The following is a 26,744-nucleotide window of genomic DNA, read 5'->3' on the forward strand; positions in this document are numbered from 1 at the left end:
CGTTGGTTTCGTTTGTTCGTCACGAATTGAACCAAACGAAAGCCGTGTCGCCGGTTTCGGGCGGAAATTTGCAGGCCGCCATCCTGACCGCCGATAAGTGAACATTATCGGTGGTCAGGGTGGCCGGTAGCTCCCCGTGACCGCGAGCTTATTCCGTTAACGTTTCGTTGCAACTAACGCTACTTAACTGCTACGCAATAGGGTGAAAACTGTGCGGTGGGCTCAGCGGTCTGTCCACCCGCACGACGGGACCTGTTCCTTCACGCTCTTGTCGACCCATGAAGGGGTGGCGAACCGTCTTCACCTGCACGCGAACGCGAGCCGGTGGCAGTCCCGGCCGGCTACGCGGCTGCCGAATCTTGGGGACGGCGCAGCACGTCATCGGCCGGGCTGGTGAAATCAAGGGATGAACACCCCCACCCGCTACGGGGCCATCGCGTTCTCCGAGGCAAGCGCGCAACGCCAACGCGCCACCGGCAGCATCAACTGGTACGGGGACCAGATGTCCGTTGGTGACCACACGGGCGAGCCGCAGGAACTGGACGGGCCGACGGTTGCGCTGATTCGGGCCACGGACTCGCTGTTCATCTCGACAGTCACGCCCGCTGGTTGGCCATACATCCAGCATCGCGGTGGCCCGCCGGGATTCGTCCATGTCCTCGATTCCTCGACGATCACGTTGGGCGACTACTCCGGCAACCAGCAGTTCGTCACCTTGGGCAACCTCGATCACGACAACCGGGTCGCGCTGTTCTTCATCGACTACCCCACCCGCACTCGGGTCAAGGTGTTCGGTCGTGCCGAAGTAATCGAACGCGACGACGACCCCGAGTTCATCGAACGCATGCTCACTACCGAGCAGGGGCTTGTCCGCACTCGCTGTGACCGGGCGTTCCGTATCCGTGTCGAAGCCCTGGACCGCAACTGCATCAAGAACATCCCGGTCAAATACAGCAGCGAACGAATGGCCGAATCGCTTCGACTGGCCCGCGCACCCCTGATCGAGGAGATCGAGCAGCTGCGTCGACGCAACCAGGAACTCGAGGACGAGATCGCGCGCTTGAGCGAACAATAGGGTCTGCGAGTGAGTGCCTCGGCGAGGTCGGCGAGCGCCGCCTGGCCGAACTCGACCACACCGGCCTCTGGCGGCCATCACTACGCGCAGATCAGCCGTTGGCGATCCTGGCGTAGGCATCATCGAAGAGGTCCCAGCCGTTGCGGCGGCCGGCGGTGCGCGTCTGGGCCATCCATCCCGCCTCGACGGCCGCGTCGACAAACGCGCGGACCACACCGGGCTCGTTCAGGTTCAGTACACGGTCACCGATCCAGATGTCTCCGGCAGCGGACATCCCGCCGTCCGGGACGTGGCGTTCGCTGTCGGGGCGAAATGCCAGGGTCAACCCTGCCACCGACCCGGTTTCCCGCAGTCGCAGGACTTCTTCGCATCCGTCTGCGTGCTGGTGATAGGTCTTCCAGAGGTATTGCCGCTCACCGACCGTAAGAACGCGTCGGCGGTGTTGTTTCGTCATCGCGCGATGCTAATGCGGGGTCTACGGCCCCTGCTATCGGTTTTGTGGCCGGGGCGGGCGTAGTGCCGCGACGATACCGAGAACGGCGATGACCGTGAGCCACACCGCGGACGCCAACCCGGCGGTGAAGGGTGTCCCCACCAGCATGATCAGCGGGCCGTATTCCGCCACGCGGGGCCAGTATCCACACGGGCCGACCTCGGCGGCGTTGATCGCGCATTCGGGGTGGTCGGCTGCCGCGAAGACCAGGGTCGCGATCATCGGAATCACGACGGCCACACCGAGAACCGTCGCCAGGCTTGCGAGGGGCCGGGAGAGCACTGCCATACGGTCAGACCCTAGCCCGCCGTGGTGAGCGGCACCGGATGCGAGCGCGGCGAAGGATCTCATCGGTACGCTCGCGGGCATGGGCGGGGACTTGCTGGTGCTGATCGCTATCATCGGCCCGCTGGGCTTGTTCGGGTGGGCGGCTGTGCGGGCGAAGCACCGCGGCTTGGGTGGGTCGTTCGTCGGGCCGTTTCAGGAGATGTTCGATCCCGGCGCGGCGCGCGCACAGATCGTCGTCGAGCAGATCGCGGAACTGCCGGATCCTTCGGATTCCGGTGATCCGGACAACGACGACGAGGTGCCGAACACTGTGGTGTACAACGGCGTTCGGCTCTACATCAATCCGGACAAGGGACGCGGAGGTGACCCGGCCACCAGGCGAGCTGGGTGAATGCCGCCGGTCAGGCATCGCGTACGACTTGCTGGTTCGAGTCGGCTACGAGTCGCTGGGTTCGGAGCGGGCGGCGATGGCGGCTTGGATTCGGCGCAGGGTGCGCAGGCCCTTCTTCGCGGCCACGCTCACCATGCCGTCGAAAACGGTGGACCCGCGGTCCTGAGCCATCAGTCGTTCCAGGGTGGGCACGGCACGGTCGTCGCCGGTGGAGCCGAGTGCGACCGCGGCCCAGTAGCGCTGGTCGGGGTCGGCGCTGGTGGCGGCTTCGATCAGTCTCGGGAGAATGTCGGGGGCGAATTGGGACAGGGCGCTGGCGATGTAACCGATGCGGTAGTAGCGGCGGTGCTCGAATTCGTCCCAGAGTGCGGCCAGGGCCGCGTCGCCGCCGATGATGGCGAGGGCTTCGGCCGCGCGTTCGCGCATGCCGGTGATCGGGTCACCCAGGAGGGGGATGAGCGGTGCGACAGCTGATTCGTCGCCGAGTGCGCCCAGGGCGATCACCGCTTGTTCGCGGGCCATCTGCTGGGGGTGGTCGAGCATCGCGACCAGGCCGGGGACCGCTTCGCGCACGCCCAGTGCCGCGCAACCCATCGCGGCCCACGCCTGGCAGTTGTATCGGGTGTCGGCCAGTGCGCTGAGCAGCGGTTCGCGCAGGGTGTCGTCGCCGAAGACCGCCACGTGATTGAGTGCGCGGCTGTAGAGCGAGCGGTGGTAGGCGGGGTAGTCGCGCACGAGGGTGCGCAGTGCTTGCGCGGCGTCGGCGTCGCCGTCGGCGGCACGGCCGAGCAGCAGGCGGAGATTTTCCTCGCGGGTCTCGAGATCACCGTCGGTGAGGGATCGCGCATCTGCTGGGTTCACCGCCCAACGGTACCTGGGTCGTCGACGGGTTCCGAGCGCGGACCGCGGACCGCGGCCACCGGGCTGCGGTCCGCTGTCACGAGTTACTGCCTCAAGGCGATTCGGTGGGCGGTGGCCATCAGGGTGGCCAGTTCCTCGGCCTCGGTGTCGTCGAGGACGTCGAAGTGTGGCGCCATGAGCTCGTCGGTGAGTTCCTCGGCCGCTGTCCAACGTTTACGCATGTCGTCGGTGATCTCCTCGAAGGGTTCGCTCCAGCCGAGCCGACGGGCGTGAGTGGGGCCGTCGGCGATGGGTGAGCCGGCGATGAGGATGGCCTGCAGCGGGGTCAGGCCCTGGGTGAGCACCGCGAGCAGGTGCAGGCCGCCGCGCAGTTCACGCAGCACATGGGTGAGTTGGAGCACCGCCGCGCGGCTGTCGCTGGGCAGTGGCATCGCACGCCAGCCGGCGAACAAGGGCACCGCGGTCGACGGTGCTGCCGCGACCACCTGGTGCAGTAGTTCGCTGAGCCGGTCCGCCTGGTCGAAGTCGGCGAGTGTGCGCTGCCCGAACCCGTGGCAGGCGGCCAGATAGCCGGTGGCCGCTTCGGCGGCGGGTAACTGCACCGATGTCCATGCGGCACGGATGCATTCGGGTGCGAAGAACCCGAATGCGGCGGTGACGACGTCGGCGTCCACTTCCCCGAGCACTCCGCCGCGCCCACGCGTGTACGGCCCGTGGAAACCGGGGACCCCGACATCGACCCCGAATTGCTTCGCCTCGCGCGAGAACATGAATGCCCCGCCGAGTTCGAGCACCTGCTTTTTGACCGCTGCTGCCGCCGTCATCGTTGCCACCTTCCACTTGTTCCTGGCGATGCAGACTTTAGTGGACAGAAGTCAGATTCGGTAGCCCCGAGAGGCGGACCGCTCCCCCACTGTGGACGGTCGGGGAGGTGCCCGGTCGAGGGGCCGATCCATCAGGACTCGGTGGCGAATCCGCCGACCAGTTCGCTGTCGCGGCGCGAGGCGGCGTCGTTGATCCCGATGAGATAGCCGTCGGGGTCGGCGAAGTAGAACTCGCGGGTGCCGGTGTGATCAGCCGAGGGCTCGCGCACGATGTCGGTGACCGCCGCGACGGTATCGAGCATGTGCTGGAAGTTCTCGACCTCGAGATAGAACATGCCGGTGAAGCCGACGGGCTTGTCCTTCAAGGAAGGTAGCCAGCTCTCGAGCTGGCTGTGGCGGTAGAGCATGCCGCAGAACGCGCCGTCGAACAGGACCATGTGGATGTCATCGGACTCGGTGGCGGTGCGACTGTCGACGATGAATCCGAGCTTCTCGTAGAACGCTTTACTGACGGCGGTGTCCTTGACTCCGAGACAGGGTGCGAACGGCATGGGCTTCTCCTTCAGATCGAATGTTCCGCGTTTGCGGTTTGATAAGTACATTTGTACCTTAAGAATCCGCGGGTGTGGCAGCTCTGTGGCACGGGTCGCACTAGGTACATATGTACCCTGAAGTGTCGTAACGAGCGCGAACAACGTCATGGGAGGCACAAATGTCCGCTGAGACCACCGATCCGGCCAAACCCGTACGGCGGCGCCGATTCGATCCGAACCGGCGCGAGCGCATCGCGCGGGCAGCGATCGATGTGATCGGTGAACGCGGTGTGGAAGGGCTGACTCATCGCGCGGTCGCCGAAGCCGCGGACGTCCCGATCGCCGGCACGACCTACCACTTCAAGGACAAGGAAGACCTCCTGGCCGCCGCCCTCGAGACCTGTGTCGCCGACTACGCCATCGCCATGGCGGATATCGCACACACCGGCCCGGACATGACGATCGAGACGCTCATCGATCGGACCGCGGCCGCGCTCGTGGACTGCTTCGGTCCGCAGCGCACGATCACCAGTGTGCAACTCGAGTTGTATGTCGCCGCGATCCGCCGTCCCGCGCTGCGCCCGATCGCGGACCGTTTCACCGAGGCGACCCGCGCCATGTACGCCCACTTCACCGACGCCGACACCGCGACCTTGCTCACCGACACCGCCCAAGGCATCACCCTGCGCGGGATGGCCACCACGACACCTCCCGGCGAACAGGAGATCCGGCAGATCCTCAGACGCTGCCTGCCGGGAACAGTGAGCGGAGATGACCACATCCATTGATCCGCGTCGATACTATGGAGGTATGACGTCCCTGGATATGCCCGTCGTCGGTGAGCACGGCGCGGATGCGCTCTCGGTCGAGGACGCCACCGTCTACGCCGAGTGGTTCGCCTGCCTGGCCGACCCCACCCGGGTGCGTTTGCTGCACCTGGTGGCGACCCGGCCCAGCGGGATCACCGTGCGCGAACTCACCGAAGCGCTGAGCATCTCGCAACCCACTGTCTCGCACCACATCCGCAAACTCGCCGACGTCGGCTTCGTCGCCACCCGCAAATCGGGCACGTCCACCGTGGTCGTGGTCGACCCCACCTGCTGCACGGGGCTGCCACACGCCGCCGACGCGGTGATGGGCGTGTTGGCCCCGCGCCCCTGCTGCCCCACCGATCTGCCCGCTGACGTGCGGGTGCGGGCGATGACCGAATCCGACTGGGAAGCGGTGCTCCGCATCTACGGCGAGGGCATCGGCGAGGAACCGTTCGTCACCGAGATGCCCACCCGCGAACACCTCGAGGCCCGGTGGTTACCCGCGCACCGCTGGGTCGCCGAGATCGACGCTCAGGTGGTGGGCTGGGCCGCGTTGGCCCCGGCCACCTATCCGGGCGGGGCCGACAGCTCGGTTCTGGTCGCCCGCGACGCCCGCGAGCGCGGCGTCGGCAAGTCGCTGCTGCACGCGCAGGTGCTCGCCGCCGACGCGGCGGGCCTGCGCACCCTGCAGACCTCGGTCTTCCCGGACAACCGCGCCAGCATCGCCGTCCATCACAGCGCGGGGTTCCGCACGGTGGGGGTGCGCGAACGCATCGCGTTGCGCGGGGGCGTATTCGGTGACACCGTTCTGCTCGAGCGCCGGGCCGAGAGCACCTCGTGTCAGGGGCCGGCCACCGGGTGCTGATTGTTTCGCCGGATACGGGGCATTGCGGCCCGTAGGACTGTGCTGTCCCACCGAAAGGATGTGCTCGATGAACCAGCCGGACCACGGATTTCCCGACGAATCACGCACCATCCGACCGCATGCGGGCGAGTCGATCGAGGATGCCCGGAACTGGCCGGGACTGGTCCTGGCCGCTGTCGGACTGGTGCTGCTCGCGCTGACCCTCACCGCGGCCGGCTACGGCTTCGAGGGCTGGGCGATCGTCGCCGGCGTGGCCTGCGCGGTGTGCCTGCTCGCCGGGATCGGCCTCGTCGTGGTCCAGCACCGCCGGGTGAAGGCGCGCCAGCGGTGATGGTGCTGCGGGCGCCGGGGGTGTACCGCCCACAGGCCGACACGTGGATGCTGGCCGAAGCGCTGCGGCAGCTGCCCGCGTTGCGCGGTGGGCGGGTGCTGGAAGTGTGCGCGGGCACCGGGGTGGTCACCTTGGCCGCGGCCCGGGCGGGGGCGCGCAGTGTGACCGCGGTCGACGTGTCGCGGCGCGCGCTGCTGTCGACCTGGCTGAACTGCCGGTTGCGTGGGGTGGCGGTGGAGTTGCTGCACGGCGACTTCAGTACCGCCGCCGAGCTGCCGCGCTTCGACGTGGTGCTGGCCAACCCGCCGTATGTGCCCGCGGCCCGCGAGACCGGACGCGGTGCCGCCCGGGCCTGGGACGCGGGGCCGACCGGGCGCAGCGTGCTCGACCGGCTGTGCGCGAGCCTGCCCGGTCTGCTCACCGACAACGGTGTGGGGTTGATCGTGCACTCGGCGATCAGCGATCCCGACCGCAGCCTGACCCAGTTGCGCGAAGGGGGTGCGGCGGCGCGGGTGGTGGCTTCGGGCACCGTGCCGTTCGGGCCGGTGCTGCGGGCACGGGCACGTCGGCTGGCTGCGCGTGGGCTCATCGCGCCGGAACAACGAGACGAAGAACTGGTGGTGATCCGTGTCGAGCGAACCAGCTGCCCCGCTGTCGGTGAACCCGCCTGAACGCAGGCGGGTCGTGTTCACCGACGGCCCGGCCATGATCGAGGGACCCGTCGACGTCGTGACCGCCGACGGGCGGGTGCTGCACTGTGACCGTTTCCAGGTGGCGTTGTGCCTGTGTAAACGTTCCTCCACCTACCCACTGTGCGATACCAGCCACCGTCGCCGACGCCGACGCGATACCGGGAGCAGCGACTGATGCCAAGCACCACCCCACACCGATCACTGCCGGCCCCGCGGGGCGAACTGTCCGCCGCGGTCAACGAATTATTGACGCGCCCACCGGGTTCGGCGGTCCCCGCGGTCACCGGCACCGACCCCTACGGCGAAGACTCGCTGCTCGCGTTGCACACCTGCTACGAACTGCACTACCAGGGTTTCGCCGGTGTCGACGACGACTGGGAGTGGGATCCGGGACTGCTGCGCCTGCGCCGCGATCTCGAACAGGGCCTGCTCGCGGCGTTGCGCGCCGACGTGCCCGGCGGCGACGACGTCGACGCCGAACTCGACCGGCTACTGGAACCGGCCGCCGACGGTGGCGGTGTCGCCGGTTACCTCGCCGAGCAGGGTGACCCGCAGTTGTTGCGCGAGTACTTCGTGCACCGGTCGATCTATCACCACATCGAGGCCGACCCCTATGCCTGGGTGATTCCCCGGCTGCGCGGGCAGGCCAAGGCGGCGCTGGTCGCGGTCGAGTTCGACGAGTTCGGCGGCGGTCACGGCGATCGGGTGCACGCGCAGTTGTACGCGGATCTGCTCGCGGGCGCGGGCCTGGAACCCGGTTACCTGCACTACCTCGATGTGGTGCCGGCGCCGATGCTGGCACTGGTCGACATGATGTCGCTGTTCGGCCTGCACCGCGGGTTGCGCGCGGCCACGATGGGCCATTTCGCGGCCAACGAGATCACTTCGTCCCCGGCGTCGCGGCGACTGGCCGAGCTGGCGCGCGAGCTGCTCCCCCATCCCGCCTGCGCGCGCTTCTACACTGAGCACGTCGAGGCTGACGCGGTGCACGAACAGGTGATGCGCCGCGACGTGCTCGCCGAGATGCTGGCCGATGAACCGGAGGCGGCCGCCGGCATCGTTTTCGGTATCCAGGCCACCGATCTGCTCGAGGACCGGTTCGGTGCGCACGTACTCGACAGCTGGGGGGCGGGGCGCACCTCGCTGTTGCGGCCGCTCGACCTCAGTGATCGGCCGGTAGGCGCCGTAGCCGGGTGAAGGTGATCCCGACCGGGTGACCGTCGAGTTCGGGGGTGTCGAGGTCGCGGTCGGTGTCGAGGTGATCGGTGATCGAGTGCAGTACGTTCCAGCCGAAATCGGACTCGTCGATCGGATCGGGTTCCACACACAGGGCCTGGACCCGGATCCGCATCCGGAATCCGTCGGCGCTCACATCGCAGTACAACCGGGAGCCGGGCACGGCGGCCAGGATCAGCGAGGTCGCGGCCTCGTCGACGGCGACGCGGATGTCGGCCACCTCTTCGAGGGTGAAATCGGCGAGCAGGGCGGCTGTTTCGGCGACCGCGCGTAGCATGACGAGCTGGCCGAGGTCGGCATCGATCCGCAGATGAATCGAGGTCGCGTGGGCTGAATCAGCGACGATTCGCTCGCTCGAAGCCACCACGTGCCTCCTCCCGGAATGTCGTCCGCTACGGGTGGGTCCCCCTGCGCCTACCCGCGCCGAAGCCGATCAAACCTGGGGTGCACTCACTGGTCGGTGTCGGTCAGTGACGCCTCGTCCACGCAACTGAAATGCCGGAACAACGGGCGCACGCCGGCCAGTTCGAGCGCGCGCTCCACTTCGGGGCTGCCGACCAGCAGCCGCAACTCGACCCCGTGCTGCCACGCATGGGCCTTGGCGGGGCCGAGCAGGGCGGCCAGCCGGATACTCAGGAAGTCGGTGCCGCGCAGGTCGAGGACCACCACTCGCGCACCGGAGCGGACCGATCGGTCCAGCAGGGAACAGAATTGTGGTTGACGTGCCGCATCCAGCTCGGTTCCGGCTCGCAGCACCCAGCAGCCGTGCCTGCCGGAGTCGACACGAGCCAGCGCTTGGGCCGATGCCGCGGATCCGCGGTACCAGCGAAGCCTGCTCGCACGTCGCCGATCCGTGACGACAGACATAGAACCTCCTGAGCGACAGGGATTCCGGTGATCGAGCCGACACACAACCGACGATCCGGGTGCAGCGCAGAAAACCGGGGCCGGCTGGAAGTCTCAACCTCAGACAATTCTGGCACGAATGCCCGGCGCTGTCACGAGCGCGAAGTTTGCTCCGTGAGTGCCTGCTCGCGCAACGCGTGCAATGTCCGCGACAGAATCCGCGAGACCTGCATCTGGGAGACCCCGAGCTGTTCGGCGATCTGGTTCTGGGTCTTGGCCTCGAAGAACCGCAGGATCAGCACCTGGCGCTCCTCGTCGGGCAGCGCGGCGATCAGCGGGCGCACCGCCATCGCGTCCTCGGTGAGCTGGTAGCAGGGTTCGTCGGCGCCGAGGGTCTCGGCGATCGGCTGCGAGGAGTTGTCACGGTCGTCCTGGGTGACGCCGTCGATCGAATTGGTCTGATAGCCGTTGCCCGCGACCAGTGCGCGGGTGACCTCGACCAGGTCGACGTCGAGTTCTTCGGCGAGTTCGGCCGCGTTGGGCACCCGGCCCAGCCGCTGCGACAGTTCTTCGGTGGCCGGCCCGATCCTGAGCTGGATCTCCTTGAGCCGGCGTGGCACCCGCACCGCCCAGGTGTGGTCGCGGAAATGCCTGCGGACCTCACCCATGATCGTCGGAATCGCGAACGACAGGAACGAGGAGCCCCGGCTCACGTCATAGCGGTCCACCGCGAGCACGAGTCCGACCCGGGCCGTCTGTTCCAGGTCGTCGAACAGCTCGCCACGTCCGGAGAACTTGCGGGCGATGTGGTCGGCCAGCGGCAGGCACAGCCGGATCACTTCTTCACGCAGCGGCTCACGCTGCGGGTCGTCCGCGGCGAGGGCTTGCAGCTTCTCGAACCAGGGCTCGATGTTGTCGTAACTGTCGCCGCGCGAGTGGGAACGCCGACCGGTTGTGTGTAGTGCTGTTGTTGCTTCCACGGTCATCACATATGCCTCCGTTTCCAGATGGCTCGGCTGCACAAGGTGTACCCGGTGGGATCGCGATCTATGCCTGCCGCGTCGCGTCCAGCTCGGTCCTCGTGATCCACCGGGCTAGTGCGAACGACGGATCCAACCGAACTCCACTGTAGTCGGATAACCGCCGCGGGCCGAGTCCTGCTCGGCAACCTCCACCCGCAACGCGTCGGTGAGCGTGGCCACCACGTGCCAACCGAAAGCGTCCTCGTCGATCGCGGACTCACTGGCTGCCACTGTGCTCACACGGGCGCCGAGCGCGCCGCCGCCGCCGGTGAACGAACAATCGATGAGCGCGTCCGGAACTGCCGCCAAGACCAGCGCGGTGACGACCTCGTCGAGGGCCAACAGCAGATCGGTGACTTCGTCGAGGGCGAAACCGCCCACGAGAAGTACGGTCTCGGCGAGTGCGTGCACCATCGTCAATTGCTCGAGTTCCGCTGGAACCTGGAACCCGACTGTCGTCGACCGGGGCGCGGTCTCGCGGTCTTCTGCGCGCATACCGCCTCCCTGTTACTGCCTTTCGATGGTCGCAGGTTACCCGACAGCGGCTGCGCCACTTGCGGACCCGGACCCCTCCGGTTCGACCCGTTCGTGCACGGTCAGCAGTAGATGATCGAATCGGGTGCGTAAAGTGCCTGGTACATCGGTCAGCGAACGCAGTTCGGTGACCAGTTGCGCGGCCAGGTCGCGCAATTTCGTATTGGTGTCCTGCGAGCGCCAGATCAGCACGTCGAACGCCTGCTCAGCGGTGATCCCGTACACCAGCATCACCGCACCCTTGGCCTGCTCGATCGCCGCGCGCGCGGCGTAGAGGCTGGGCAGTTCGTCGTCGATGGTCTCCTTGCGCCGCCGCTCCAGTGTTTCGGTGACATCGATGTAGTAGCCGGTGGTCCCGGTGACGGCGCCCTGCTCGTCGAGCATCTGATCGCCGACCACGATCACCACGTGCACTTCCCCCGCGGTGTCGATGATGCGGTGGGTGCTGCAGAACGGTTCACCGCTGCGCACCGAGCGTTCGATCATGGTGGCGACGTGGTCGCGGTCGTCGGGGTGTTTGTGCGAGAGCAACAGTGCGGTGTCCGGGGCCACCGTGCCCGGGGCGTACCCGTGGATGCGCGCTACCTCGTCGGACCATTCCCAGCGCTGATCGGCGAACCAGAAACGGAATCCGCCGGCATGGTGTGCCGTGTCCTCGCCGAGCACGCGGGCCAGTGAATGCGCTGTACCCCTCGCGAGTTCATGACTGTGCTTCATACCGGAAGTATCTCTTGTGCGGTGTTCGCGCGAGGAATCAGTGCGCCGATACCGCCCAGGACACGGCGCGGCGGCCATCAGCACCGTGGCGGGTCCGGGTCGGCCGCACCGGGGTCGGGCAGGGGCCTGCCCGGTGTCGGGATCGGCGGGAAAGGATCGGGCTCGCCCGGACCCGGTGGCGGTTGGCCGGGACCCGGTGTAGGTGGGTCGCCCGGATTCGGGCCGGGACCCGGGATCGGCCGTCCCGGTGCCGGCGACGGCGGTGGCCTGCCGGGGTCGGGCGGCGGTGCCGGGTCGGGTACCGGGGGGATCGGGTCCGACGGGTCGGGAACCGGCGGGCTGGTCGACATCGAACCGGTCATCACAGCCTCCTCGCGTATCGGAAACGGAGTCGCCGGGCAGGTACCCCGTCGTCGATGGGCTACACACCCGCCGGGCATTCCGTACGCGGCTCAGGGCACGGCCGGGCCGAGGGTGATCTGCAGTCCGGAGTCGGTTTCCTCGATCGAGCGGATGGTCCAGATACGTCCGGGCAGCACCGTTCCCGCTGTTGTGTGGTAACCCACCACGTCCAGGACGCCGGGACCGTCGTCGGGCAGGATCGCCGCCTCGGTGTGCGCGCCGTCGGAGAAGTGCACCTCGTATTGGTCGGCATGGGCGTCGGCGTGCAGTTTCACTCCGGGAAACAGATGCGAATGTCGCACGGTGATGTGTCCGCAGTCGATGTCGCGCCGCTCGTCCATCTGCTCACCATCCTGTGGCCGTGGGAATCGATCCGCGCACCCAGCCTAAACCTGTTGCACCGATTGAACTGCGAACGATCGGCTACTCCCGCGACAAACCCCACCGCTGCAGGAGAAGGGAACGTTCATGGCCGAGGAGAAGTTGCGCGTTGTCGCGCTGGTCTGCACATTGAAGCCGTCACCGGCCGAGTCGAGCAGCCAGCTGATCGCCGATCAGGTCCTCGCGGAGCTGGCCGGCCACGGCGTCGAGGGCTCGGCGGTGCGGGTCGCCGATTTCGACGTGCGTCCCGGTGTCAGCACCGATGAAGGCGACGGTGACCAGTGGCCGCAGATCCGGCGCCGCGTGGTCGAGGCCGATGTGGTGCTGCTGGCCACCCCCACCTGGCTGGGCCATCTGTCCTCGGTGGCGCAGCGGGTGCTGGAACGGCTCGACGCCGAACTGTCCGAGACCGATGAGGCGGGTCGGCCGGCCATGCTCGGCAAGGTGGGCATCGCCGCGGTGGTCGGCAACGAGGACGGGGCGCACAAGATCGTCGCCGACACCTTCCAGGCGCTCGACGACATCGGGTTCACCATCCCCGCCCAGGGCTGCACCTATTGGAACGGCGAGGCGATGCACGGCACCGACTACAAGGATCTGTCCGACACTCCGGACGCGGTGCACAAGACCACCCAGGCCATGGCTCGCAACGCCGCGCACCTGGCCCGGGTGTTGCGGGCACAGCCCTATCCGGCCTATCGGTGAGCCCCGGCAGGCCGGACAGGCGGGTCAGAGGATGGGTCTGCCGCCGGTGACGGCGATGCGGGCACCGGAGATGTAGCTGCCGTCGTCGGCGGCGAGCAGCACGTAGGCCGACGCGAGCTCAGCCGGCTGACCGGCACGGCCCAGCGGGGTGTCGTCACCGAACTTGGTGACCTTCTCCACCGGCATGGTCGACGGGATGAGCGGGGTCCAGATCGGGCCGGGCGCCACGCTGTTGACCCGGATGCCCTTCTCCCCCAGCAACTGGGCGAGGCTGGCCGACAAGTTCGCGATCGCGGCCTTGCTGGCGGCATAGGGTGCCAGCGTCGGCGAGGGCATATCCGAATTCACCGAGGAACTGCCGATGATGGAGGACCCGGGACGCATGTGCGGCAGCGCCGCCTTGACCAGATGGAAGTAGGCGCCGACATTGAGCGCGAAGGTATGGGCGAATTCCTCGTCGCTGATCTCTTCGATGTCGGTGTGGGTCATCTGGAACGCCGCATTGCTCACCAGCACGTCGACGGTGCCGAATTCCTCCACCGCCCGCGCGATCACCGCACGACAATGCGCGGGGTCGGAAAGGTCGCCGGGCATCAGCACCGGCCGGCGACCGGCTTCGGTCACCAGATCGGCGACCTGCTGGGCGTCTTCGTGTTCGTCGAGATAGGAAATGAGCACATCGGCACCCTCACGGGCGAATGCGATGGCGACCGCGCGCCCGATTCCGCTGTCGGCACCGGTGATCACCGTCGCTTTACCGGTCATTTTGCCCGATCCGCGGTAACTGTTCTCACCGCAATCGGGCACCGGGGTCATCTGCGCCTGGATTCCGGGGACCTGCTGTTGCTGTTCGGGAAATCCCATGATCGAAGTCCTCCTCGCCGGGAAAGGTTCTGCGACGGGACTACCTCGAAGTGTGGGCGGCAAACAGCGGGGCTCAGTGCCCGCAGGGGTCGGTCAGGTGCAGACCTTCACCGACCTTGATCCGCCGGTGTTCGGCGAGCACGATCAGAATCCCCGCGATCATGCAGACACCGCACAGCACACCGGTGATCACTGCCCATCCGGCGAATCCGTAACCGGCCGCGGTCAAGGTGAGTGCCAGCAGCACGATACCGAGGCCGACGAGAAACAGACCGGGCCAGTTGCGGGCGTCTTCGATCGACTCACCGACATGAGAGCGGGTGGTGCGTTCGTTGTCGGGAAATTTGTGTTGATGGAGCGGGCTGGTGGCATTCATGACCGACCGTCCTTCCGGTAGAGATGCCCTACTCTGAAACTACCCCTGTTTCGGGTGCCGATCGCTGTTTGTAGTCGTCTCGATGCGGTAGTCCCAGCAGAGGGTTCTCCCCCGACGGCAGGATTTCGATCCAGGACAGGAAGGGTTGCGCGCATATGACCGAGCAGAACATTCCCCCGGAGTTCACGCGCCCGCCGGTCCCACCGGACGAGGACGGCGACCAGTGCACTCCGGCCGGACCTGCCCCCGATCAGGAAGGTCCCGCGCTGCGCGGTCCCACCGGCGCCCCCGTCCCCGGCGAGGCGAACCTGCGGGCCCAACAGGGCGGTGCGCTGACCACCGCGCAGGGTCTGAAAACCGCTGACACCGATCACCAGCTCAAGGCCGGCCCGCGGGGTCCGGTGCTGCTCCAGGACATCCACCTGCGCGAGAAGATCACCCACTTCGACCACGAGCGGATCCCGGAACGCGCCGTCCACGCCCGTGGTTCGGCGGCGCACGGAGTGTTCGTCGCCAACGGTGCCGCCGCGTCGCTCACGCGCGCGAAGTTCCTCGCCGCCGACGCCACCACACCGGTGTTCGTCCGGTTCTCCACGGTGCTGGGTTCGCGCGGTTCGGCCGACACCGTGCGCGACACCCGCGGCTTCGCGGTGAAGTTCTACACCGACGAAGGCGTTTACGACCTGGTCGGTAACAACATTCCGGTGTTCTTCATCCAGGAAGCGATCAAGTTCCCCGATGTGATCCACGCGGCCAAACCGGAACCGGATCGTGAGATCCCGCAGGCGCAGTCCGCGCACGACACGTTCTGGGATTTCGTCAGCCTGCACACCGAGGCCACCGCCCATACGTTCTGGAACATGTCGGACCGGGCGTTGCCGCGGTCGCTGCGGATGATGGAGGGTTTCGGCATCCACACCTTCCGGTTGGTCGCCGAGGACGGTTCCACGACGCTGGTGAAGTTCCATTGGAAGCCACGGCTGGGCGTGCATTCGATGCTGTGGGAGGAAACGCAGCTCACCGCTGGTTTCGATCCCGACTTCCACCGCCGTGACCTCGCCGACGCCATCGCTGCCGGGTTTCCCCCGGAATGGGATCTGGGTGTGCAGGTTTTCCCCGACACCCCCGACCACACTTTCGAAGACATCGATCTGCTCGATCCGACGAAGATCGTTCCCGAGGAATTGGTGCCGGTGCAGGTGATCGGCACGCTGCGGCTCACCGCGAATCCGGAGAACTTCTTCGCCGAAACCGAACAGGTGGCGTTCTGCCCGAGTCACCTGGTGCCCGGTATCGAGGTCACCGACGACCCGTTGCTGCAGGGCAGGTTGTTCTCCTACCTCGATACCCAGATCAGCCGCCTGGGCGGCCCGAATTTCGCGCAGTTGCCGATCAACCGGCCCCACACCGACGTCAACGACATGTTCCGCGACGGTATGCACCAGACCGCGGTACACACCGGTGTAGCACCGTACAAACCGAATTCGCTGGGCGGCGGCTGCCCGTACGCGGCCGGTATCGCCGACGATGCCTATGTGGAGTCCCCGACCCCGATTCCGGTGCCCACCGCGAAATTGCGCACCTCGGCCCAAGGCGCGGCGCAGGTGTCGTTCGCCGACCATTTCTCACAGCCGCGCATGTTCTATCGCAGCCTGTCCCACGGTGAACAGCGCCGCCTCGGTGACGCGTTCTCCTTCGAACTCGGCAAGTGCATGTCGGAGGTCGTGCAGCAGCGCGCGCTGCAGATGCTGGTGAACGTCGACGACCAACTGGCCGGGTATGTGGCCGGTCAGCTCGGACTGGACGTGCCCGCTCCGACGGCGACCCCGGTCGAGTTGGCGCCGAGCCCGGCGTTGTCGCAGAAACGGGGCGCCTTCCCCGTCGACGGCCGCACCGTCGCGGTGCTCGTGGACGACAGCACCGCCGCCGACACGGTGCAGCAGGTGTGCTCCACACTCGAGGAGGCCAAGGTGCGCCCCATGCTGGTGGCCCCGCACGGTGGCGTCGTCGCCGGGGTGCCGGTGGCGCGCAGCTTCACCACCATGCGCTCGATCGAATTCGACGCCGTCGTAGCGCTCGCCGCACCCACCGACCCCCGCGTGGACATGCTGCTCAGCGAGATGTGGCGCCACGGCAAGGCCATCGGCGCTGTTGATCCCGCCACCGCGCTGTTGCAACGCAACGGCGTCGATCCCGGTGCACCCGGTGTCACCGTGGCAGCGGCCGGTGAGGTCGTGCGACAGGTGGTCACCGATCTGGGCGAACACCGGGCATGGGCGCGCATCGAACCGCGTTCCTGACTCGGCTGCCACGAAAGATCGTGCCCGGTCCGCCATCGGCAGGCCGGGCACGATCGGTTCGGCGGATATCTCGGTCCGGCTGATGCCGGGTGCGCCGACACCGGTCGGCTCCGCTGAGTTCAGTCGCGGGTCAGGATGAAGAAGTACGGTTCGGGCAGGTCCCGGAAGTCCATCAGGCCCAGCACGGTGGTGTCGTCGATGCGGCGGAACACGTCGATGATCGGCAGATGGTCGTAGACCATGGCCGTGGTCACCACGGCGCGGTGGCGCACTTCGCGCAGCCGCGCGCGGTACCTGCGGGTTCTCAGCGCGGGGCGCAGCACGCCGAGCAGGTCACGTCCGCGCCGTACCAGCCCGGCGGGCACCTTGTCCGCGACTGCCAGCGGCACCCGTTTCGGGTCGACGGCGAAGATGTCGCCGTCCGCAGTGGCGAACAGCAGTGGGTGCACGCTGTCGATGCCGTCGAACTGTTTGCCGTACCACCCCGACGCCTCGAGCAACCCGTCGAGCCGATGCCCGGTGGCGAGCTCACGCCCGTGCCAGCGCCCGGTCAGCTCGTCGGGGTGCACGGGGTCGAGGGTGTCGAACAGGGCCAGCGCGGCCTGGCGGTCACAGGCGGGTTCCAGGGCGGCCAGTCGAGTTGCTGCGTCGGTCACGGTGTCCTCTCTCGGGTCAGGCGGGTAGGCGCAGGGCACCCGGTGCGCCCGCGGGTACCGCCGGGTCGGCGGGGGCCACCGGGCTGATGCGCTGGTAGGGGGCACCGAGTTCGGGGCGCGGGTCGGGTTCGCCCTTGTTGGGCCACAATGCCATCGCCCGCTCGGCTTGGGCGGTGATGGTGAGCGACGGATTCACCCCGAGGTTGGCGGTGATCGCGCTGCCGTCGGCGATGTGCAGACCGGGGTGACCGTAGACGCGCTGATACGGGTCGATCACGCCGGTGTCGTCGGAGTCGCCGATGGTGCAGCCACCGATGTAGTGCGCGGTGGCGGGGATGTTGAAGATGTCGGTGGCGATATTGCCGGTGATCGCGTCGGATTCGGCGGCGTACTTGCGGGCGATGTCGTGGGCCAGTGGAATCCACTCGGGATTGGGTTGCCCGCTGCCCTGCTTGGTGACGAGTCTGCGTCGTTTCAGGTACGAGGTGAGCGAGTTGTCCAGTGATTGCATGACGAGCAGGATCACCGAGCGCTCCGAGGCGCCGCGTGCGTTCTGCGAGCGCAGGAACTGGATCGGGTGCAGCAGGATCGTCAGCAGCAGCCGCAGGAACCGGAACGCGCCGCCGTCGACCATCGGCACGGTCTGCACGAACAACGCGTTCTGGCCCTTGCCGTAGGTGCACACCTCGACATGGGTGTGCGGTTCGGGGTGGATGGAGGACGTGATGGCCACACCCTGGGCGAAGTCGCGCCGCGACTTGCTGGTGACGCCGATGATCGCCTCGGAATTGCTGCGCGTGAGCTCCCCGACCCGGGCCGACAGTCCGGGCAGGGTGCCGTCCGCGCGCAGGGTGTGCAGCAGTTTCTGGGTGCCCAGTGCGGCCGCGGCGAACACCACCTGTCCGGCGGTGAAGGTGCGCCGGTCCTTGCGCAGCACACCGTTGGATCGGACGGTCTCGACCCGGTAGCCGCCGTGGCCGTCGGGTGCCACCGAGGTGACCGTCGTCAACGGATGCACCTGGGCGCCTTTGCTCTCGGCCAGGTGCAGGTAGTTCAGGGTGGTGGTGTTCTTGGCGTTGTGTTTGCAGCCGGTGAAGCATTCCGAGCAGTGGATACAGCCGGCGCGGCGCGGTCCGGCGCCACCGAAGTACGGGTCGGCGACCTCGACTCCTTCGCGGCCCTCGTTGAAGAACACACCCACATGGGTGCGGTGAAAGGTCTCGGCTACGCCCAGATCCCGCGCGACCTGCAGCAGCACTTCGTCCTTGGGTCCGACCCGCGGGTTCTCCACCACCCCGAGCATGCGTTTGGCCTGGTCGTAATAGGGGGCGAGTTCGGTTTTCCAGTCGGTGATGTGAGCCCAGGCGCGGTCACGGTAGAACTCGGGCAGCGGTTCGTAGAGGGTGTTGCCGTAGATCAGCGAACCGCCGCCCACACCGGAACCACTGAACACCAGGCATTTGCCCAGCACGCTGATGCGTTGTGGTCCGGTGAGCCCCAGGCGCGGCGCCCAGATGGCGTTGCGGACGTTCCAGTTCGTTTTCGGGTAGTCCTCGGCGTTCCAGCGTCGCCCGGATTCCAGAACCCCGACGCGATACCCCTTTTCGGTCAAGCGCAGGGCGGCCACGCTGCCGCCGAACCCGGAACCGACGACGATCACGTCGTAGTCGTAGCTGCTCATCGAGTCATCACCTCGTAGTCGGCGGGATCGAACCGCGCCTGTTTCCGGTACTGGCGGCCCAGCAGCGGCCAGTTGGTGGTGATCCGGCCGTCGGCCTGGCGGTACCAGGACGAACACCGGCTCCACACACTCCCGCCCAGCAGTTCCTGGATCCGGGCGTCATAGGATTTCTCCACCTCGGGGCGCACGGCCAGCGGTCGGCCGGTCGTGGCGAGATGGGCCACGTAGCGGCCGAGGTACTTCGCCTGCGCCTCGAGGAAGTAGATGATCGACCCGCCACCGGTATTGGTGTTGGGCCCGTACATCAGGAACAGATTCGGGAACCGCGGCACGGTCATCCCGTAGTAGGCGTGGGCACCGTCGCGCCACTGTTCGGCCAGCGCCAGCCCACCGGTTCCGGTGATCTGCATGGGCGCCAGGAACTCGGTGGTGCGGAACCCGGTCCCCCAGATGATCACGTCGACGTCGTGCTCGACACCGTCGACGGTGCGCACTCCGGCGGGAGTGATCTCGGCGATCGCCTCGGTGCGCAGCTCCACATTCGGCTGGGTCAGCGCGGGAATGTAGTTGTCGGAGAACAGGATCCGTTTGCAGCCGATGGGGTAGGCGGGCCAGATCTTTTCGAACAGGCCGGGCGCGGATTTCGCCTGCCTGCGCATGTGCCACTTCGACCAGGCCCGGATCGCCGCGGCGAGCGGGGCGGCGTAGACCCAGGCGAAGCTGAGACCTTCGACCACGCCGTACCAGGTGCCGCGTTCGGCCAGCTCCGTCGCGGGCACCTGTTCGAACAGCCGGTGATGGCGGCGGGAGAACTGCCGGTCGGGGCGGCTGATGATGTAGGGGGCGGTGCGCTGGAACACCGTCAGCTTCGCGACGGCCGGCTGGATCTCGGGCACGAACTGGATCGCGCTGGCCCCGGTGCCGATCACCGCCACCCGCTTGCCGGTCAGGTCCACCTCGTGGTCCCACTGCGCGGAGTGGAAACTGGTGCCGGCGAAGGTGTCCCGGCCGGCGATGGCGGGCAGGGCCGGACGTGACAGCTGCCCGACCGCGGAGACCAGCACGTCGACGACCACTGTGTCGCCGGAGCCCAGGGTCACCGTCCACTTGCCCTCGGCCTCGTCGAACTCGGCGCCGCGTACTTCGGTGCCGAAGCGGATGTGGCGGCGCACATCGTATTTGGCGGCGACGTGCTTGATGTAGTCCAGGATCGCCGGCTGCCGCGAGAACCGGTGCGGCCAGCGCGGATTCGGTTCGAAGGAGTACGAGTAGAACGGCGAGGGCACGTCACAGGCGGCGCCGGGGTAGGTGTTCTCCCGCCACACCCCGCCGACCTCGTCGGCCTTTTCGAACACGACGATGTCGTCGAAGCCCTGTTTCTTCAGTTCGATCACGGCGGCCAGGCCGCCGAAGCCGCTGCCGATGACGGCGATGGACGGTGTCATGTGGTCGCCTCGTGGTCGAGGATCGTGCGCGTGCACAGATCCGGGTCGTCGCTGAACGGCAGGTGCCCGCAACCGGGCAGGTCGACATGGTGGGCGAACGGGAAGACCTCGCGGGCACGGGCACTCTGGGTGCGGTGCACGAGAGCGATGTCGCGGGTGCCCCAGGCGATCGTCACCGGGATCCGCGTGAGCGCGCCCGGGTCGTGGCCGGGAGCCAGGACGTAGTTGTCGAAGTCGTCGCGGGCCGCGGCGAACGCGGGGGCACCGGCGAGACCGGCCATGTCCAGGCGTGCCGCCTGCGGGGTGACCCGGCCGGGTCTGCCGAACATGGCCGACAGCAGTACCGCGCGCCCGGCCCGATGTTCGACCGCCCGGTCCAGGACGGGGCCCGCGCCGCGGGTCGCCGCCCGTAGGCCGGTGAGCAAACCCTGCACCCAGCGGCGGCCGGTGGTGCCGTAGAAGCCGACCGGCGAGAACGCGGTGACCGCGCCCGCCACGCCCGCGCGGCCCAGTTCCAGGGCGATACCGCCGCCCATCGAACTGCCAACGACGTGTGGTCGGGTGATGTCGTTGTCGGCCAGCCACCGGGTGAGCCAGTCGGCGTATCCGCGCGGGCCGGGTGTGACATCGGGATCCATCGGTGAGTCGCCGAAGCCGGGCAGGTCCAGTGCGATCACCTCGTGTTCGGCGGCGAGCCGGTCCTGGACCGGGGCGAAGAGCTGATGGCGGCTGCCCAGACCGTGCACCAGCACGATCGGCGGGCCGGTGCCCCGGCGACTGTGGGAAATCCGCGTCATCGCAGCCCTTCGTGCAGTAACAGTTACAGCGTACGGTTTGTTGATTGCACCAGCTGCTCCCGTCGACGTCAATAGGCGGTCGCGACGCCCCAGGTAGCGACGCACGTCACAGCTGGGCGCCAGTATTCGGCACGGCGTACGATTTCACGAGTGAACGCGCAACCCCGTCGCACCCAAGCCGAACGCCGGGCCTCGACCAGGGCCCGGATCCTGGCCTGCACCGCGGAGTGTCTGCTCGAACGCGGCTATGCCGCCACCACGGTCAGTGCCGTCCAGGAACGCGCCGGACTGGCCCGCGGCACCGTGCAGCACCACTTCCCCACCCGTGCCGAACTGCTCATCGCCGCCACCACCGCGGTCGTCGACCTGCGCCTCGAGCAGTTCCGGCACGCGGCCGAGTTGCTGCCACCCGGTCGCGACCGGCTGCAATCGGTGGTCGACCTGGCCTGGCGCGATCTCAACAGCCCGGCCTTCTTCACCGCCCTGGACCTGTGGGTGGCCGCCCGCACCGACGCCGACCTGCGCGAACGGCTCGTACACGAGGAACGGCGAGTGTTCACCGAAATGCGTGGGCTCTATGTCGAAGTGCTCGGCGAACCCTACGCCTCGGACCCGCGCGCACAGTTGCTCGTCGAATTCACCATCGACCTGCTCACCGGGTTGTCGATGACGGCGATGCTCACCGGCACCCTCGGCGAACGCGAGGCCGTGGTGCGGCGCTGGAAGCGGGCGCTGGCGGTGCTGGTGGGTCAGTTGCCCAGCGAGGAACTGCTCGACGGCAGCCCGCTGCCGCGCACCACCCCGGCCCGCTGAATCGTCAGTCCCGGCCGGCGACGTCGGTCGCGGACAGCCCGTTCCAGCACAGCCCGACGGTGATCTCGACCGCGTCGTTCTTCGGGATCGGGCGGCCCGCGTCGAGCCACTGGCGTGCCGACAGATGGCTGGCCCCGACCAGGCCGTAAGCGCACGTGTAGGCGCGCACATCGTCCATGCCCGCCGCGCGCAGTTCGGTGCTGACCAGCGCCGCGCAGGTACTCATCGCGTCACGCACCCGCCACCGCACACACGGTTCGCTCGGCACCGGCGACTCGAAGACCAGGGTGTGCCCACCCGCGTCCTCGTCGACGAAGTCGAAATAGGCCCCCACCGCGCGGCGCACCTTCTGTTCGCCCTTGGTGCCGGCCAGCGCGTTGCGCACCCCGTCCACCATCCGGTCCAGATAGACCTGAAGCACGGCCAGATAGAGGTCGAGTTTGCTCGAATAGTGCGTGTACAGCACGGGTTTGCTCATGCCTGCGCGCACACCGATGTCCTCCATGCTGGCACCGTGGTAGCCGTAGGCGACGAACACCTCCCGCGCGGCGTTGAGCACCACCTGGCGGCGTTGGGCGCGGGCGGTTTCGACCGTCGTGTCGGGCCGGGGCGTGGCGAGGTCGTCGCTGTGGAGCAGAGTCATGCGGCTTCCTGGTTCTCGTGGGACGGCACGTTCACCATGTGGGCACCGGTCCGGTCACCTTACCGGTGCACCGGACACGCCATGGCGCTGTGGTGCGCATCAGCCGACCCGTTCGAGCAGGAAGTAGAAGTGCTCGCCCTCGGCGAGGACCAGTTCGGCGCGCCCGTTCATGATGCCCATCAGGGTGGTGTCGTCGAGCCATTTGAAGTGGTCGAGTACCGCGCGGCCGTCGTAGACCATCGTCGCGGTGACCTCGCCACGGAACTCGATGTTCCACAGCGTTGCTTCGCCCTGGCCGAGTTCCACATTCGAGAACAGGGCGCCGTCCTCGCTTCGGCAGATCAGCGGTTCGGCGTGGTCGACGGCGCGGAAGTTCTTGCCGTACCAGCGGTTGGCCGGCAGCGCGTGACACAGCGGGTGGCCGGTCTGGAACGCCTCACCGCGCCAGGCGCCGAGGATCTCGTCGGCGCGGGCGGGGCGCAGCCGAGCCCACAGGTCGTCCAGGTCGGCGGTGCGGACACCTTCGGGCTGTTCGCGCAGTTGTTGCCAGCGTGGCTTGTCCGCCATCGTGTCCTCGTCTCACCGATCCCCGAACCAGGTGGTCCGGCAATCGACCATAGTTCCGAACCAGTTGGTTCGGCAAGGGGTACGATCCGGTTCATGCGAGCGGCAGGTGAGGCGACCAGGGAGCGCATCCTGGCCGCGGCGAAGGCGGAGTTCGCCGAATTCGGGGTCGCCGGGGCCCGGATCAACCGGATCGCCGCCGCCGCCCACGCCAGCAAGGACCGCCTCTACGCCTACTTCCCCGGCAAAACCGAACTGTATGCCGCGGTCACCGAGCGCTGGGCGCGCGAGATCGCCGCCGAGACCGGCCTGTCCGCCGAGGACCTGCCCGGCTACGTAGGCCGCCTGTTCGACCACTTCGTCACCCACCCCGACAACGCGCGCCTGCAGGCCTGGGCCGACCTGGAACTGTCCGACACCGACATCGCCGAGGTACTGCGCGACACCATCGCCACCAAGGTCGCCGAACTGCGCCGCGGTCAACGCGCCGGCCTGCTCACCCCGGACATCCCCGCCCCCCTGCTGCTGCGCATGCTCACCGACCTGGCCCGCACCACCGCCATCCACGCCCGCCACACCGCCGAACACTTCGGCCCCGAACACATCCGAGCCCAACGCGCGGCGACCGTCCTGGCGGCACAACGCATCGTCACCGGGCGTGAACGCGGCGAAACCCCCTGAACTCCGTCGGGGTCGATCGACCTCGGAACCGCGCGTTTACAGTGGCCCGGTGACCACAGCTCTGCGTATCTGTTTCATCGGCGACTCGTTCGTGCAGGGTGTCGGGGATCCGCAGTATCGGGGGTGGGTCGGGCGGGTACTGGCCGCTACCGGGCCCGCGATCACCGCCTTCAATCTCGGGGTGCGGCGCGATACTTCCGATGATGTGCTGCGGCGCTGTTGGTCCGAGGTCGAGCCGCGGATGCTGCCGGGGGCCGACAACCGGCTGGTGGTGTCCTTCGGTGCCAACGACGCGATCGAGGAGGACGGGGCGCCTCGGGTGTCGCATGCGCGGTGCCTGGACAATCTGGCGACTGTGCTCGGGGAGAGCCGGGAGCGTGGGGTCGCGCCGTTGGTGGTCGGTCCGCCGCCGGTGGTCGGCGCCGGTGCGGTCCATCTGCGCCGTGCGCTCCGGCTGGCGGAGGAGATGTCGGTGTTGTGCCGCGCGCAGGGTGTTCCTTTCGTGGATGTCACTGCGGAACTGGCCGGTGACACGGTCTGGGTTCGCGAGGCGTCTGACGGGGACGGCGCGCATCCGGGTGCGGGCGGTTATCAGCGACTGGCCGACCTGGTTCTCGCCGGTTCGTGGCATCGCTGGGTCGCCGATCCGCACGGTAGGACACCGGGCAGGTCGGCGAGCAGCCACCGTGAGGTCATCGCCGGTGAACCCGGGTCGCGCCCCTGACGGTGGCGACCCTCAGGTCCGTTGGTTCGAGGCGCGGGTGGTCTGGAGCAGTTGGCGGGCGATCAGGTCGGTGAGATGCGCTCGGGTGGTGGTGAATTCGCCGCGCAACCAGGCGGCGACGAGTTCGAGGGTGCCGCTGACCACGGTGTAGGCGACCATGTCGGTGTCGAGGGGGTCGGGCGGGGAGCTCGGCAGCAGATCGCGGCTCACCGTGGCCATGGCACGGGCGATGGCGTGCTGGGTGGCCAGGCGGGCGGTCTGCAGCGCGGCGGTGCTGTGGGCGTGTAGCAGCAGGGCGTGGCGGCGGGGGTCGGCGAGCAAGAAACCCAGTGCGGCGTCGGCGGCCGCGTGTACCTGGCTGTGCAGGTCGGGGGCGGCGGCGTGGGTGGCGGTGACGACGGTGGCGATGCCCTCGGCGGTGAGTTCCTCGGCCAGGGCGGTGAGCAGGGCGTCGCGGTCGCTGAACTGTTCGTAGAAGTAGCGGTCGTTGAGGCGGGCCCTGGCACAGACCGCTCGTTTGGTGACGGCGGCGGCGCCGTCGGCGGCCAGCAGGTCCAGGGTGGCGTCGAACAGGGCGGCGCGGCGGCGGGAGCGGCGATCTTCGGCTGCCACTCCCCCGTAGGCGCGGGCCGTGGTCGCAGCGTCGGCGGGTTCGGGCGTGCTCTTGACCATCCCTGCATTGTGGTGCACGCTGACACCACACGATGTTCTGGTGTCATGCGACACCAGATTGGCGCCGGGGTGGGTCCACACCGCCGGGCGCCGGAACAAAGGAGTTCACGATGACGTGTCCCGTGTCGCATCAGCCGCCCACCAGCGAGAACACCCCGCTGTCGGCGACCGTCGAGCGTTTCGAGCGGGTGGGCGGATCGGTGCTGTTCGGTTTGTTCGCCGTCGGTCTGTTCGACCAGCCGATGCTGCCCGCGGTGTCGGCGGCACTGGAGGCCACCGGGCGGTCGCGGTATCAACCATGGGCGCGCGCGGTGCGCACCGCGGCCGCGGATCAACTGATCTACCACGGCGAGGACGCCGACCGGGCCGCCGAGGCCCAGCGCCTGATGCGGCTGCACCGCGACGTCAAAGGTGTCGCACCCGACGGGCAACGGTATTCCGCGCTCGAGCCCACCGCATGGAACTGGATTCTCTACTCGGCGTTCTTCGTCCAGCGCGGCGCCTACCTGGCGCTCACCCGTACCGAACCCTGCGCCGCACAGAACCAGGCGATCTGGGATCACTACCGCACCAAGACACAGGGCCTGCACCTGCCGGGCCGGTCACAGCCGATCGAGGACTACACCGAGCTGGTCGCCCACTACACCCGCACGGCCGCCGACGACCTCCGGTCGACCCCGGCGCTGGCCGCGGCCACCACCTCGGTCCGGCACGCACCACGCCCGGACTTCCTGCCCGCTGTCGCGACACCACTGTGGTGGTTGGCCGCGCCCGCACTCAGCCATGTGGTGATGGTCCTCGGCTGCGGCATCATGCACCCCGATGTGCGCGATCGCATGCCCTACACCTGGACTCGCCGCCACGACACCGAGTTCCGGGCTCTCACGAAGGTTTTGCGGGTGGCCTTCGACCGGCTGCCCGCAGCGCTGACCGACTCCCCGATGGCCCGCAACCGCCGCGCCTACCAACGTCTGGTCACCCGCTACCGCGATGTCGGCCTGACCTCGTTCGCCCCCGACCCCACCTTCGCCCGAGCCGCCCGACGCTAAGCCGCCCGCAATCGCACCATCGGCAGCGTGTCGACCGGCGCGCCGGTCGCGTGTTCGATGGTGGCGCGCAGCTTCTTCCACGCGCGCGGGTGCCGCTCGATGTAGCGATCCAGGGCACGCGCCGATTCGTCGTCGCTCATCGGCGTCGCGAGAGCGGGAGTGCGGCGCCGGAAACCACAGGAGACCCACACGTGGGCGTCGGCGACGATGTTGCGGTACCACTGGGACGTGCGGCCGAAGCCGGACACGATCACATACTCGTCGGGCGTGGGGCGGTCGACGACTTCCAGCACGACGAACCGGTGTGCACCGCTGCGCCGCCCGATGTGCTCGAGCATCAGCAGCCGGCTGCCGAACACGAAACCCAGCCCGGCCCGGTAGAGCCGGATCGGGGCACGCGCCAGGGCACGAGTGCGCAACACGCGGGCACCGAGCGCAGCCATGAAGTCCGACACCAGTTGTTCTCCTTCG

At 68.0% G+C, this 26,744-nt stretch carries 35 protein-coding genes; 14 read left to right on the plus strand and 21 right to left on the minus strand.

Annotated features, from left to right (window positions below):
* The first annotated feature begins 406 nt into the window (after nucleotides 1-406).
* Nucleotides 407-1,075, plus strand: a complete 669-nt coding sequence (locus ACFO5K_RS05315; protein WP_378556536.1) for a pyridoxamine 5'-phosphate oxidase family protein — start codon at nucleotides 407-409, stop codon at nucleotides 1,073-1,075.
* A 91-nt stretch (nucleotides 1,076-1,166) separates the two neighbouring features.
* Here the strand turns inward: ACFO5K_RS05315 and ACFO5K_RS05320 are convergent, their stop codons facing one another.
* Nucleotides 1,167-1,529, minus strand: a complete 363-nt coding sequence (locus ACFO5K_RS05320) for a hypothetical protein (RefSeq protein ID WP_378556539.1) — start codon at nucleotides 1,527-1,529, stop codon at nucleotides 1,167-1,169.
* A gap of 33 nt (nucleotides 1,530-1,562) precedes the next feature.
* Nucleotides 1,563-1,856 (minus strand): hypothetical protein, encoded by a 294-nt coding sequence (locus ACFO5K_RS05325; protein ID WP_378556542.1) that lies wholly within the window; start codon nucleotides 1,854-1,856, stop codon nucleotides 1,563-1,565.
* Between the two features lie 79 nt (nucleotides 1,857-1,935).
* Here ACFO5K_RS05325 and ACFO5K_RS05330 point away from each other — a divergent pair, with 79 nt between their 5' ends.
* The gene (locus ACFO5K_RS05330; protein ID WP_378556545.1) at nucleotides 1,936-2,247 is read left to right on the plus strand and encodes a hypothetical protein; all 312 of its coding nucleotides are present in this window, start codon (nucleotides 1,936-1,938) and stop codon (nucleotides 2,245-2,247) included.
* Nucleotides 2,248-2,292: 45 nt separating this feature from the next.
* Here the strand turns inward: ACFO5K_RS05330 and ACFO5K_RS05335 are convergent, their stop codons facing one another.
* The 3 genes from ACFO5K_RS05335 to ACFO5K_RS05345 form a co-directional block, all read right to left on the minus strand.
* Nucleotides 2,293-3,108 (minus strand): HEAT repeat domain-containing protein, encoded by an 816-nt coding sequence (locus ACFO5K_RS05335; RefSeq protein ID WP_378556548.1) that lies wholly within the window; start codon nucleotides 3,106-3,108, stop codon nucleotides 2,293-2,295.
* Between the two features lie 83 nt (nucleotides 3,109-3,191).
* A complete protein-coding gene (locus ACFO5K_RS05340) occupies nucleotides 3,192-3,932 on the minus strand; it encodes an SCO6745 family protein (RefSeq protein WP_378556551.1) in 741 nt (246 codons plus the stop codon).
* Nucleotides 3,933-4,063: 131 nt separating this feature from the next.
* Nucleotides 4,064-4,483, minus strand: a complete 420-nt coding sequence (locus tag ACFO5K_RS05345; protein ID WP_378556554.1) for a VOC family protein — start codon at nucleotides 4,481-4,483, stop codon at nucleotides 4,064-4,066.
* Nucleotides 4,484-4,644: 161 nt separating this feature from the next.
* Here ACFO5K_RS05345 and ACFO5K_RS05350 point away from each other — a divergent pair, with 161 nt between their 5' ends.
* The 6 genes from ACFO5K_RS05350 to ACFO5K_RS05375 all read left to right on the plus strand — a co-directional run bounded on the left by ACFO5K_RS05350 (nucleotide 4,645) and on the right by ACFO5K_RS05375 (nucleotide 8,362).
* Complete coding sequence (locus tag ACFO5K_RS05350; RefSeq protein ID WP_378556557.1) at nucleotides 4,645-5,253, plus strand: TetR/AcrR family transcriptional regulator; 609 nt, start codon at nucleotides 4,645-4,647, stop codon at nucleotides 5,251-5,253.
* Nucleotides 5,254-5,275: 22 nt separating this feature from the next.
* The gene (locus ACFO5K_RS05355; RefSeq protein WP_378556560.1) at nucleotides 5,276-6,142 is read left to right on the plus strand and encodes a metalloregulator ArsR/SmtB family transcription factor; all 867 of its coding nucleotides are present in this window, start codon (nucleotides 5,276-5,278) and stop codon (nucleotides 6,140-6,142) included.
* Between the two features lie 67 nt (nucleotides 6,143-6,209).
* Complete coding sequence (locus tag ACFO5K_RS05360; RefSeq protein ID WP_378556563.1) at nucleotides 6,210-6,473, plus strand: hypothetical protein; 264 nt, start codon at nucleotides 6,210-6,212, stop codon at nucleotides 6,471-6,473.
* Nucleotides 6,473-7,144 carry a HemK2/MTQ2 family protein methyltransferase gene (locus ACFO5K_RS05365; RefSeq protein WP_378556686.1) on the plus strand — a complete coding sequence of 224 codons (672 nt, stop codon included), beginning with the start codon at nucleotides 6,473-6,475 and terminating at the stop codon, nucleotides 7,142-7,144. The genes ACFO5K_RS05360 and ACFO5K_RS05365 overlap by 1 nt, the downstream gene beginning before the upstream one ends.
* Nucleotides 7,131-7,340 (plus strand): CDGSH iron-sulfur domain-containing protein, encoded by a 210-nt coding sequence (locus ACFO5K_RS05370; RefSeq protein ID WP_378556566.1) that lies wholly within the window; start codon nucleotides 7,131-7,133, stop codon nucleotides 7,338-7,340. The genes ACFO5K_RS05365 and ACFO5K_RS05370 overlap by 14 nt, the downstream gene beginning before the upstream one ends.
* Entirely contained in the window at nucleotides 7,340-8,362 is a 1,023-nt protein-coding gene (locus ACFO5K_RS05375; RefSeq protein WP_378556569.1) for an iron-containing redox enzyme family protein, read from the plus strand. The genes ACFO5K_RS05370 and ACFO5K_RS05375 overlap by 1 nt, the downstream gene beginning before the upstream one ends.
* Here the strand turns inward: ACFO5K_RS05375 and ACFO5K_RS05380 are convergent.
* The 6 genes from ACFO5K_RS05380 to ACFO5K_RS05405 form a co-directional block, all read right to left on the minus strand.
* Nucleotides 8,328-8,765, minus strand: coding sequence for an ATP-binding protein (locus ACFO5K_RS05380; RefSeq protein ID WP_378556572.1), 438 nt, complete (start codon nucleotides 8,763-8,765; stop codon nucleotides 8,328-8,330). The genes ACFO5K_RS05375 and ACFO5K_RS05380 overlap by 35 nt on opposite strands.
* 86 nt (nucleotides 8,766-8,851) lie before the next feature.
* Entirely contained in the window at nucleotides 8,852-9,268 is a 417-nt protein-coding gene (locus tag ACFO5K_RS05385; protein ID WP_378556575.1) for an STAS domain-containing protein, read from the minus strand.
* A gap of 131 nt (nucleotides 9,269-9,399) precedes the next feature.
* On the minus strand, nucleotides 9,400-10,233 hold the full coding sequence (locus tag ACFO5K_RS05390; protein WP_378556578.1) for an RNA polymerase sigma factor SigF: 834 nt from the start codon (nucleotides 10,231-10,233) through the stop codon (nucleotides 9,400-9,402).
* Between the two features lie 108 nt (nucleotides 10,234-10,341).
* Complete coding sequence (locus ACFO5K_RS05395) at nucleotides 10,342-10,764, minus strand: anti-sigma factor (protein WP_378556581.1); 423 nt, start codon at nucleotides 10,762-10,764, stop codon at nucleotides 10,342-10,344.
* A 36-nt stretch (nucleotides 10,765-10,800) separates the two neighbouring features.
* Entirely contained in the window at nucleotides 10,801-11,520 is a 720-nt protein-coding gene (locus tag ACFO5K_RS05400) for a PAS and ANTAR domain-containing protein (protein WP_378556584.1), read from the minus strand.
* 452 nt (nucleotides 11,521-11,972) lie between these two features.
* Nucleotides 11,973-12,263: a hypothetical protein gene (locus tag ACFO5K_RS05405; RefSeq protein ID WP_378556587.1), complete on the minus strand. Its 291-nt coding sequence runs from the start codon at nucleotides 12,261-12,263 to the stop codon at nucleotides 11,973-11,975.
* A gap of 127 nt (nucleotides 12,264-12,390) precedes the next feature.
* On the opposite strand from ACFO5K_RS05405, the gene ACFO5K_RS05410 reads away from it, so the two are divergent.
* Nucleotides 12,391-13,008 (plus strand): flavodoxin family protein, encoded by a 618-nt coding sequence (locus tag ACFO5K_RS05410; RefSeq protein ID WP_378556590.1) that lies wholly within the window; start codon nucleotides 12,391-12,393, stop codon nucleotides 13,006-13,008.
* A 24-nt stretch (nucleotides 13,009-13,032) separates the two neighbouring features.
* On the opposite strand, the gene ACFO5K_RS05415 is transcribed toward ACFO5K_RS05410, so the two are convergent.
* Together ACFO5K_RS05415 and ACFO5K_RS05420 are read right to left on the minus strand one after the other, a co-directional pair.
* Entirely contained in the window at nucleotides 13,033-13,872 is an 840-nt protein-coding gene (locus ACFO5K_RS05415) for an SDR family oxidoreductase (RefSeq protein WP_378556593.1), read from the minus strand.
* A gap of 73 nt (nucleotides 13,873-13,945) precedes the next feature.
* Entirely contained in the window at nucleotides 13,946-14,248 is a 303-nt protein-coding gene (locus tag ACFO5K_RS05420; RefSeq protein ID WP_378556595.1) for a hypothetical protein, read from the minus strand.
* Nucleotides 14,249-14,403: 155 nt separating this feature from the next.
* Here ACFO5K_RS05420 and ACFO5K_RS05425 point away from each other — a divergent pair, with 155 nt between their 5' ends.
* The gene (locus ACFO5K_RS05425; protein WP_378556598.1) at nucleotides 14,404-16,548 is read left to right on the plus strand and encodes a catalase; all 2,145 of its coding nucleotides are present in this window, start codon (nucleotides 14,404-14,406) and stop codon (nucleotides 16,546-16,548) included.
* 119 nt (nucleotides 16,549-16,667) lie between these two features.
* Here ACFO5K_RS05425 and ACFO5K_RS05430 read toward each other — a convergent pair whose 3' ends face one another.
* Genes ACFO5K_RS05430 through ACFO5K_RS05445 form a run of 4 tightly spaced genes read right to left on the minus strand, consistent with a single transcriptional unit; the run spans nucleotide 16,668 to nucleotide 21,127 of the window.
* Entirely contained in the window at nucleotides 16,668-17,204 is a 537-nt protein-coding gene (locus ACFO5K_RS05430; protein ID WP_378556601.1) for a DUF4334 domain-containing protein, read from the minus strand.
* Nucleotides 17,205-17,220: 16 nt separating this feature from the next.
* Nucleotides 17,221-18,885 carry a GMC oxidoreductase gene (locus ACFO5K_RS05435; protein ID WP_378556603.1) on the minus strand — a complete coding sequence of 555 codons (1,665 nt, stop codon included), beginning with the start codon at nucleotides 18,883-18,885 and terminating at the stop codon, nucleotides 17,221-17,223.
* On the minus strand, nucleotides 18,882-20,330 hold the full coding sequence (locus ACFO5K_RS05440) for a flavin-containing monooxygenase (protein ID WP_378556606.1): 1,449 nt from the start codon (nucleotides 20,328-20,330) through the stop codon (nucleotides 18,882-18,884). The genes ACFO5K_RS05435 and ACFO5K_RS05440 overlap by 4 nt, the downstream gene beginning before the upstream one ends.
* Nucleotides 20,327-21,127, minus strand: coding sequence for an alpha/beta fold hydrolase (locus ACFO5K_RS05445; protein WP_378556609.1), 801 nt, complete (start codon nucleotides 21,125-21,127; stop codon nucleotides 20,327-20,329). Before ACFO5K_RS05445 ends, ACFO5K_RS05440 begins: the two co-directional genes overlap by 4 nt.
* 150 nt (nucleotides 21,128-21,277) lie before the next feature.
* Here ACFO5K_RS05445 and ACFO5K_RS05450 point away from each other — a divergent pair, with 150 nt between their 5' ends.
* The gene (locus ACFO5K_RS05450; RefSeq protein ID WP_378556612.1) at nucleotides 21,278-21,940 is read left to right on the plus strand and encodes a TetR/AcrR family transcriptional regulator; all 663 of its coding nucleotides are present in this window, start codon (nucleotides 21,278-21,280) and stop codon (nucleotides 21,938-21,940) included.
* A 4-nt stretch (nucleotides 21,941-21,944) separates the two neighbouring features.
* Here ACFO5K_RS05450 and ACFO5K_RS05455 read toward each other — a convergent pair whose 3' ends face one another.
* The gene (locus tag ACFO5K_RS05455) at nucleotides 21,945-22,583 is read right to left on the minus strand and encodes a TetR/AcrR family transcriptional regulator (RefSeq protein WP_378556615.1); all 639 of its coding nucleotides are present in this window, start codon (nucleotides 22,581-22,583) and stop codon (nucleotides 21,945-21,947) included.
* A 99-nt stretch (nucleotides 22,584-22,682) separates the two neighbouring features.
* Nucleotides 22,683-23,150: a DUF4334 domain-containing protein gene (locus ACFO5K_RS05460; protein WP_378556618.1), complete on the minus strand. Its 468-nt coding sequence runs from the start codon at nucleotides 23,148-23,150 to the stop codon at nucleotides 22,683-22,685.
* Nucleotides 23,151-23,243: 93 nt separating this feature from the next.
* On the opposite strand from ACFO5K_RS05460, the gene ACFO5K_RS05465 reads away from it, so the two are divergent.
* Both ACFO5K_RS05465 and ACFO5K_RS05470 read left to right on the plus strand, forming a co-directional pair.
* The gene (locus tag ACFO5K_RS05465) at nucleotides 23,244-23,828 is read left to right on the plus strand and encodes a TetR family transcriptional regulator (RefSeq protein ID WP_378556621.1); all 585 of its coding nucleotides are present in this window, start codon (nucleotides 23,244-23,246) and stop codon (nucleotides 23,826-23,828) included.
* Nucleotides 23,829-23,877: 49 nt separating this feature from the next.
* Entirely contained in the window at nucleotides 23,878-24,552 is a 675-nt protein-coding gene (locus ACFO5K_RS05470; RefSeq protein WP_378556624.1) for a GDSL-type esterase/lipase family protein, read from the plus strand.
* Nucleotides 24,553-24,564: 12 nt separating this feature from the next.
* Here ACFO5K_RS05470 and ACFO5K_RS05475 read toward each other — a convergent pair whose 3' ends face one another.
* Nucleotides 24,565-25,224 (minus strand): TetR/AcrR family transcriptional regulator, encoded by a 660-nt coding sequence (locus ACFO5K_RS05475; RefSeq protein ID WP_378556632.1) that lies wholly within the window; start codon nucleotides 25,222-25,224, stop codon nucleotides 24,565-24,567.
* Between the two features lie 110 nt (nucleotides 25,225-25,334).
* Here ACFO5K_RS05475 and ACFO5K_RS05480 point away from each other — a divergent pair, with 110 nt between their 5' ends.
* Nucleotides 25,335-26,273, plus strand: coding sequence for an oxygenase MpaB family protein (locus tag ACFO5K_RS05480; protein ID WP_378556656.1), 939 nt, complete (start codon nucleotides 25,335-25,337; stop codon nucleotides 26,271-26,273).
* Here ACFO5K_RS05480 and ACFO5K_RS05485 read toward each other — a convergent pair.
* Nucleotides 26,270-26,716, minus strand: coding sequence for a nitroreductase family deazaflavin-dependent oxidoreductase (locus ACFO5K_RS05485; protein ID WP_378556689.1), 447 nt, complete (start codon nucleotides 26,714-26,716; stop codon nucleotides 26,270-26,272). The genes ACFO5K_RS05480 and ACFO5K_RS05485 overlap by 4 nt on opposite strands.
* Between the last annotated feature and the right edge of the window lie 28 nt (nucleotides 26,717-26,744).

It is taken from the genome of Nocardia halotolerans (genome assembly GCF_042650145.1).
Taxonomy (GTDB): Bacteria; Actinomycetota; Actinomycetes; order Mycobacteriales; family Mycobacteriaceae; genus Nocardia; species Nocardia halotolerans.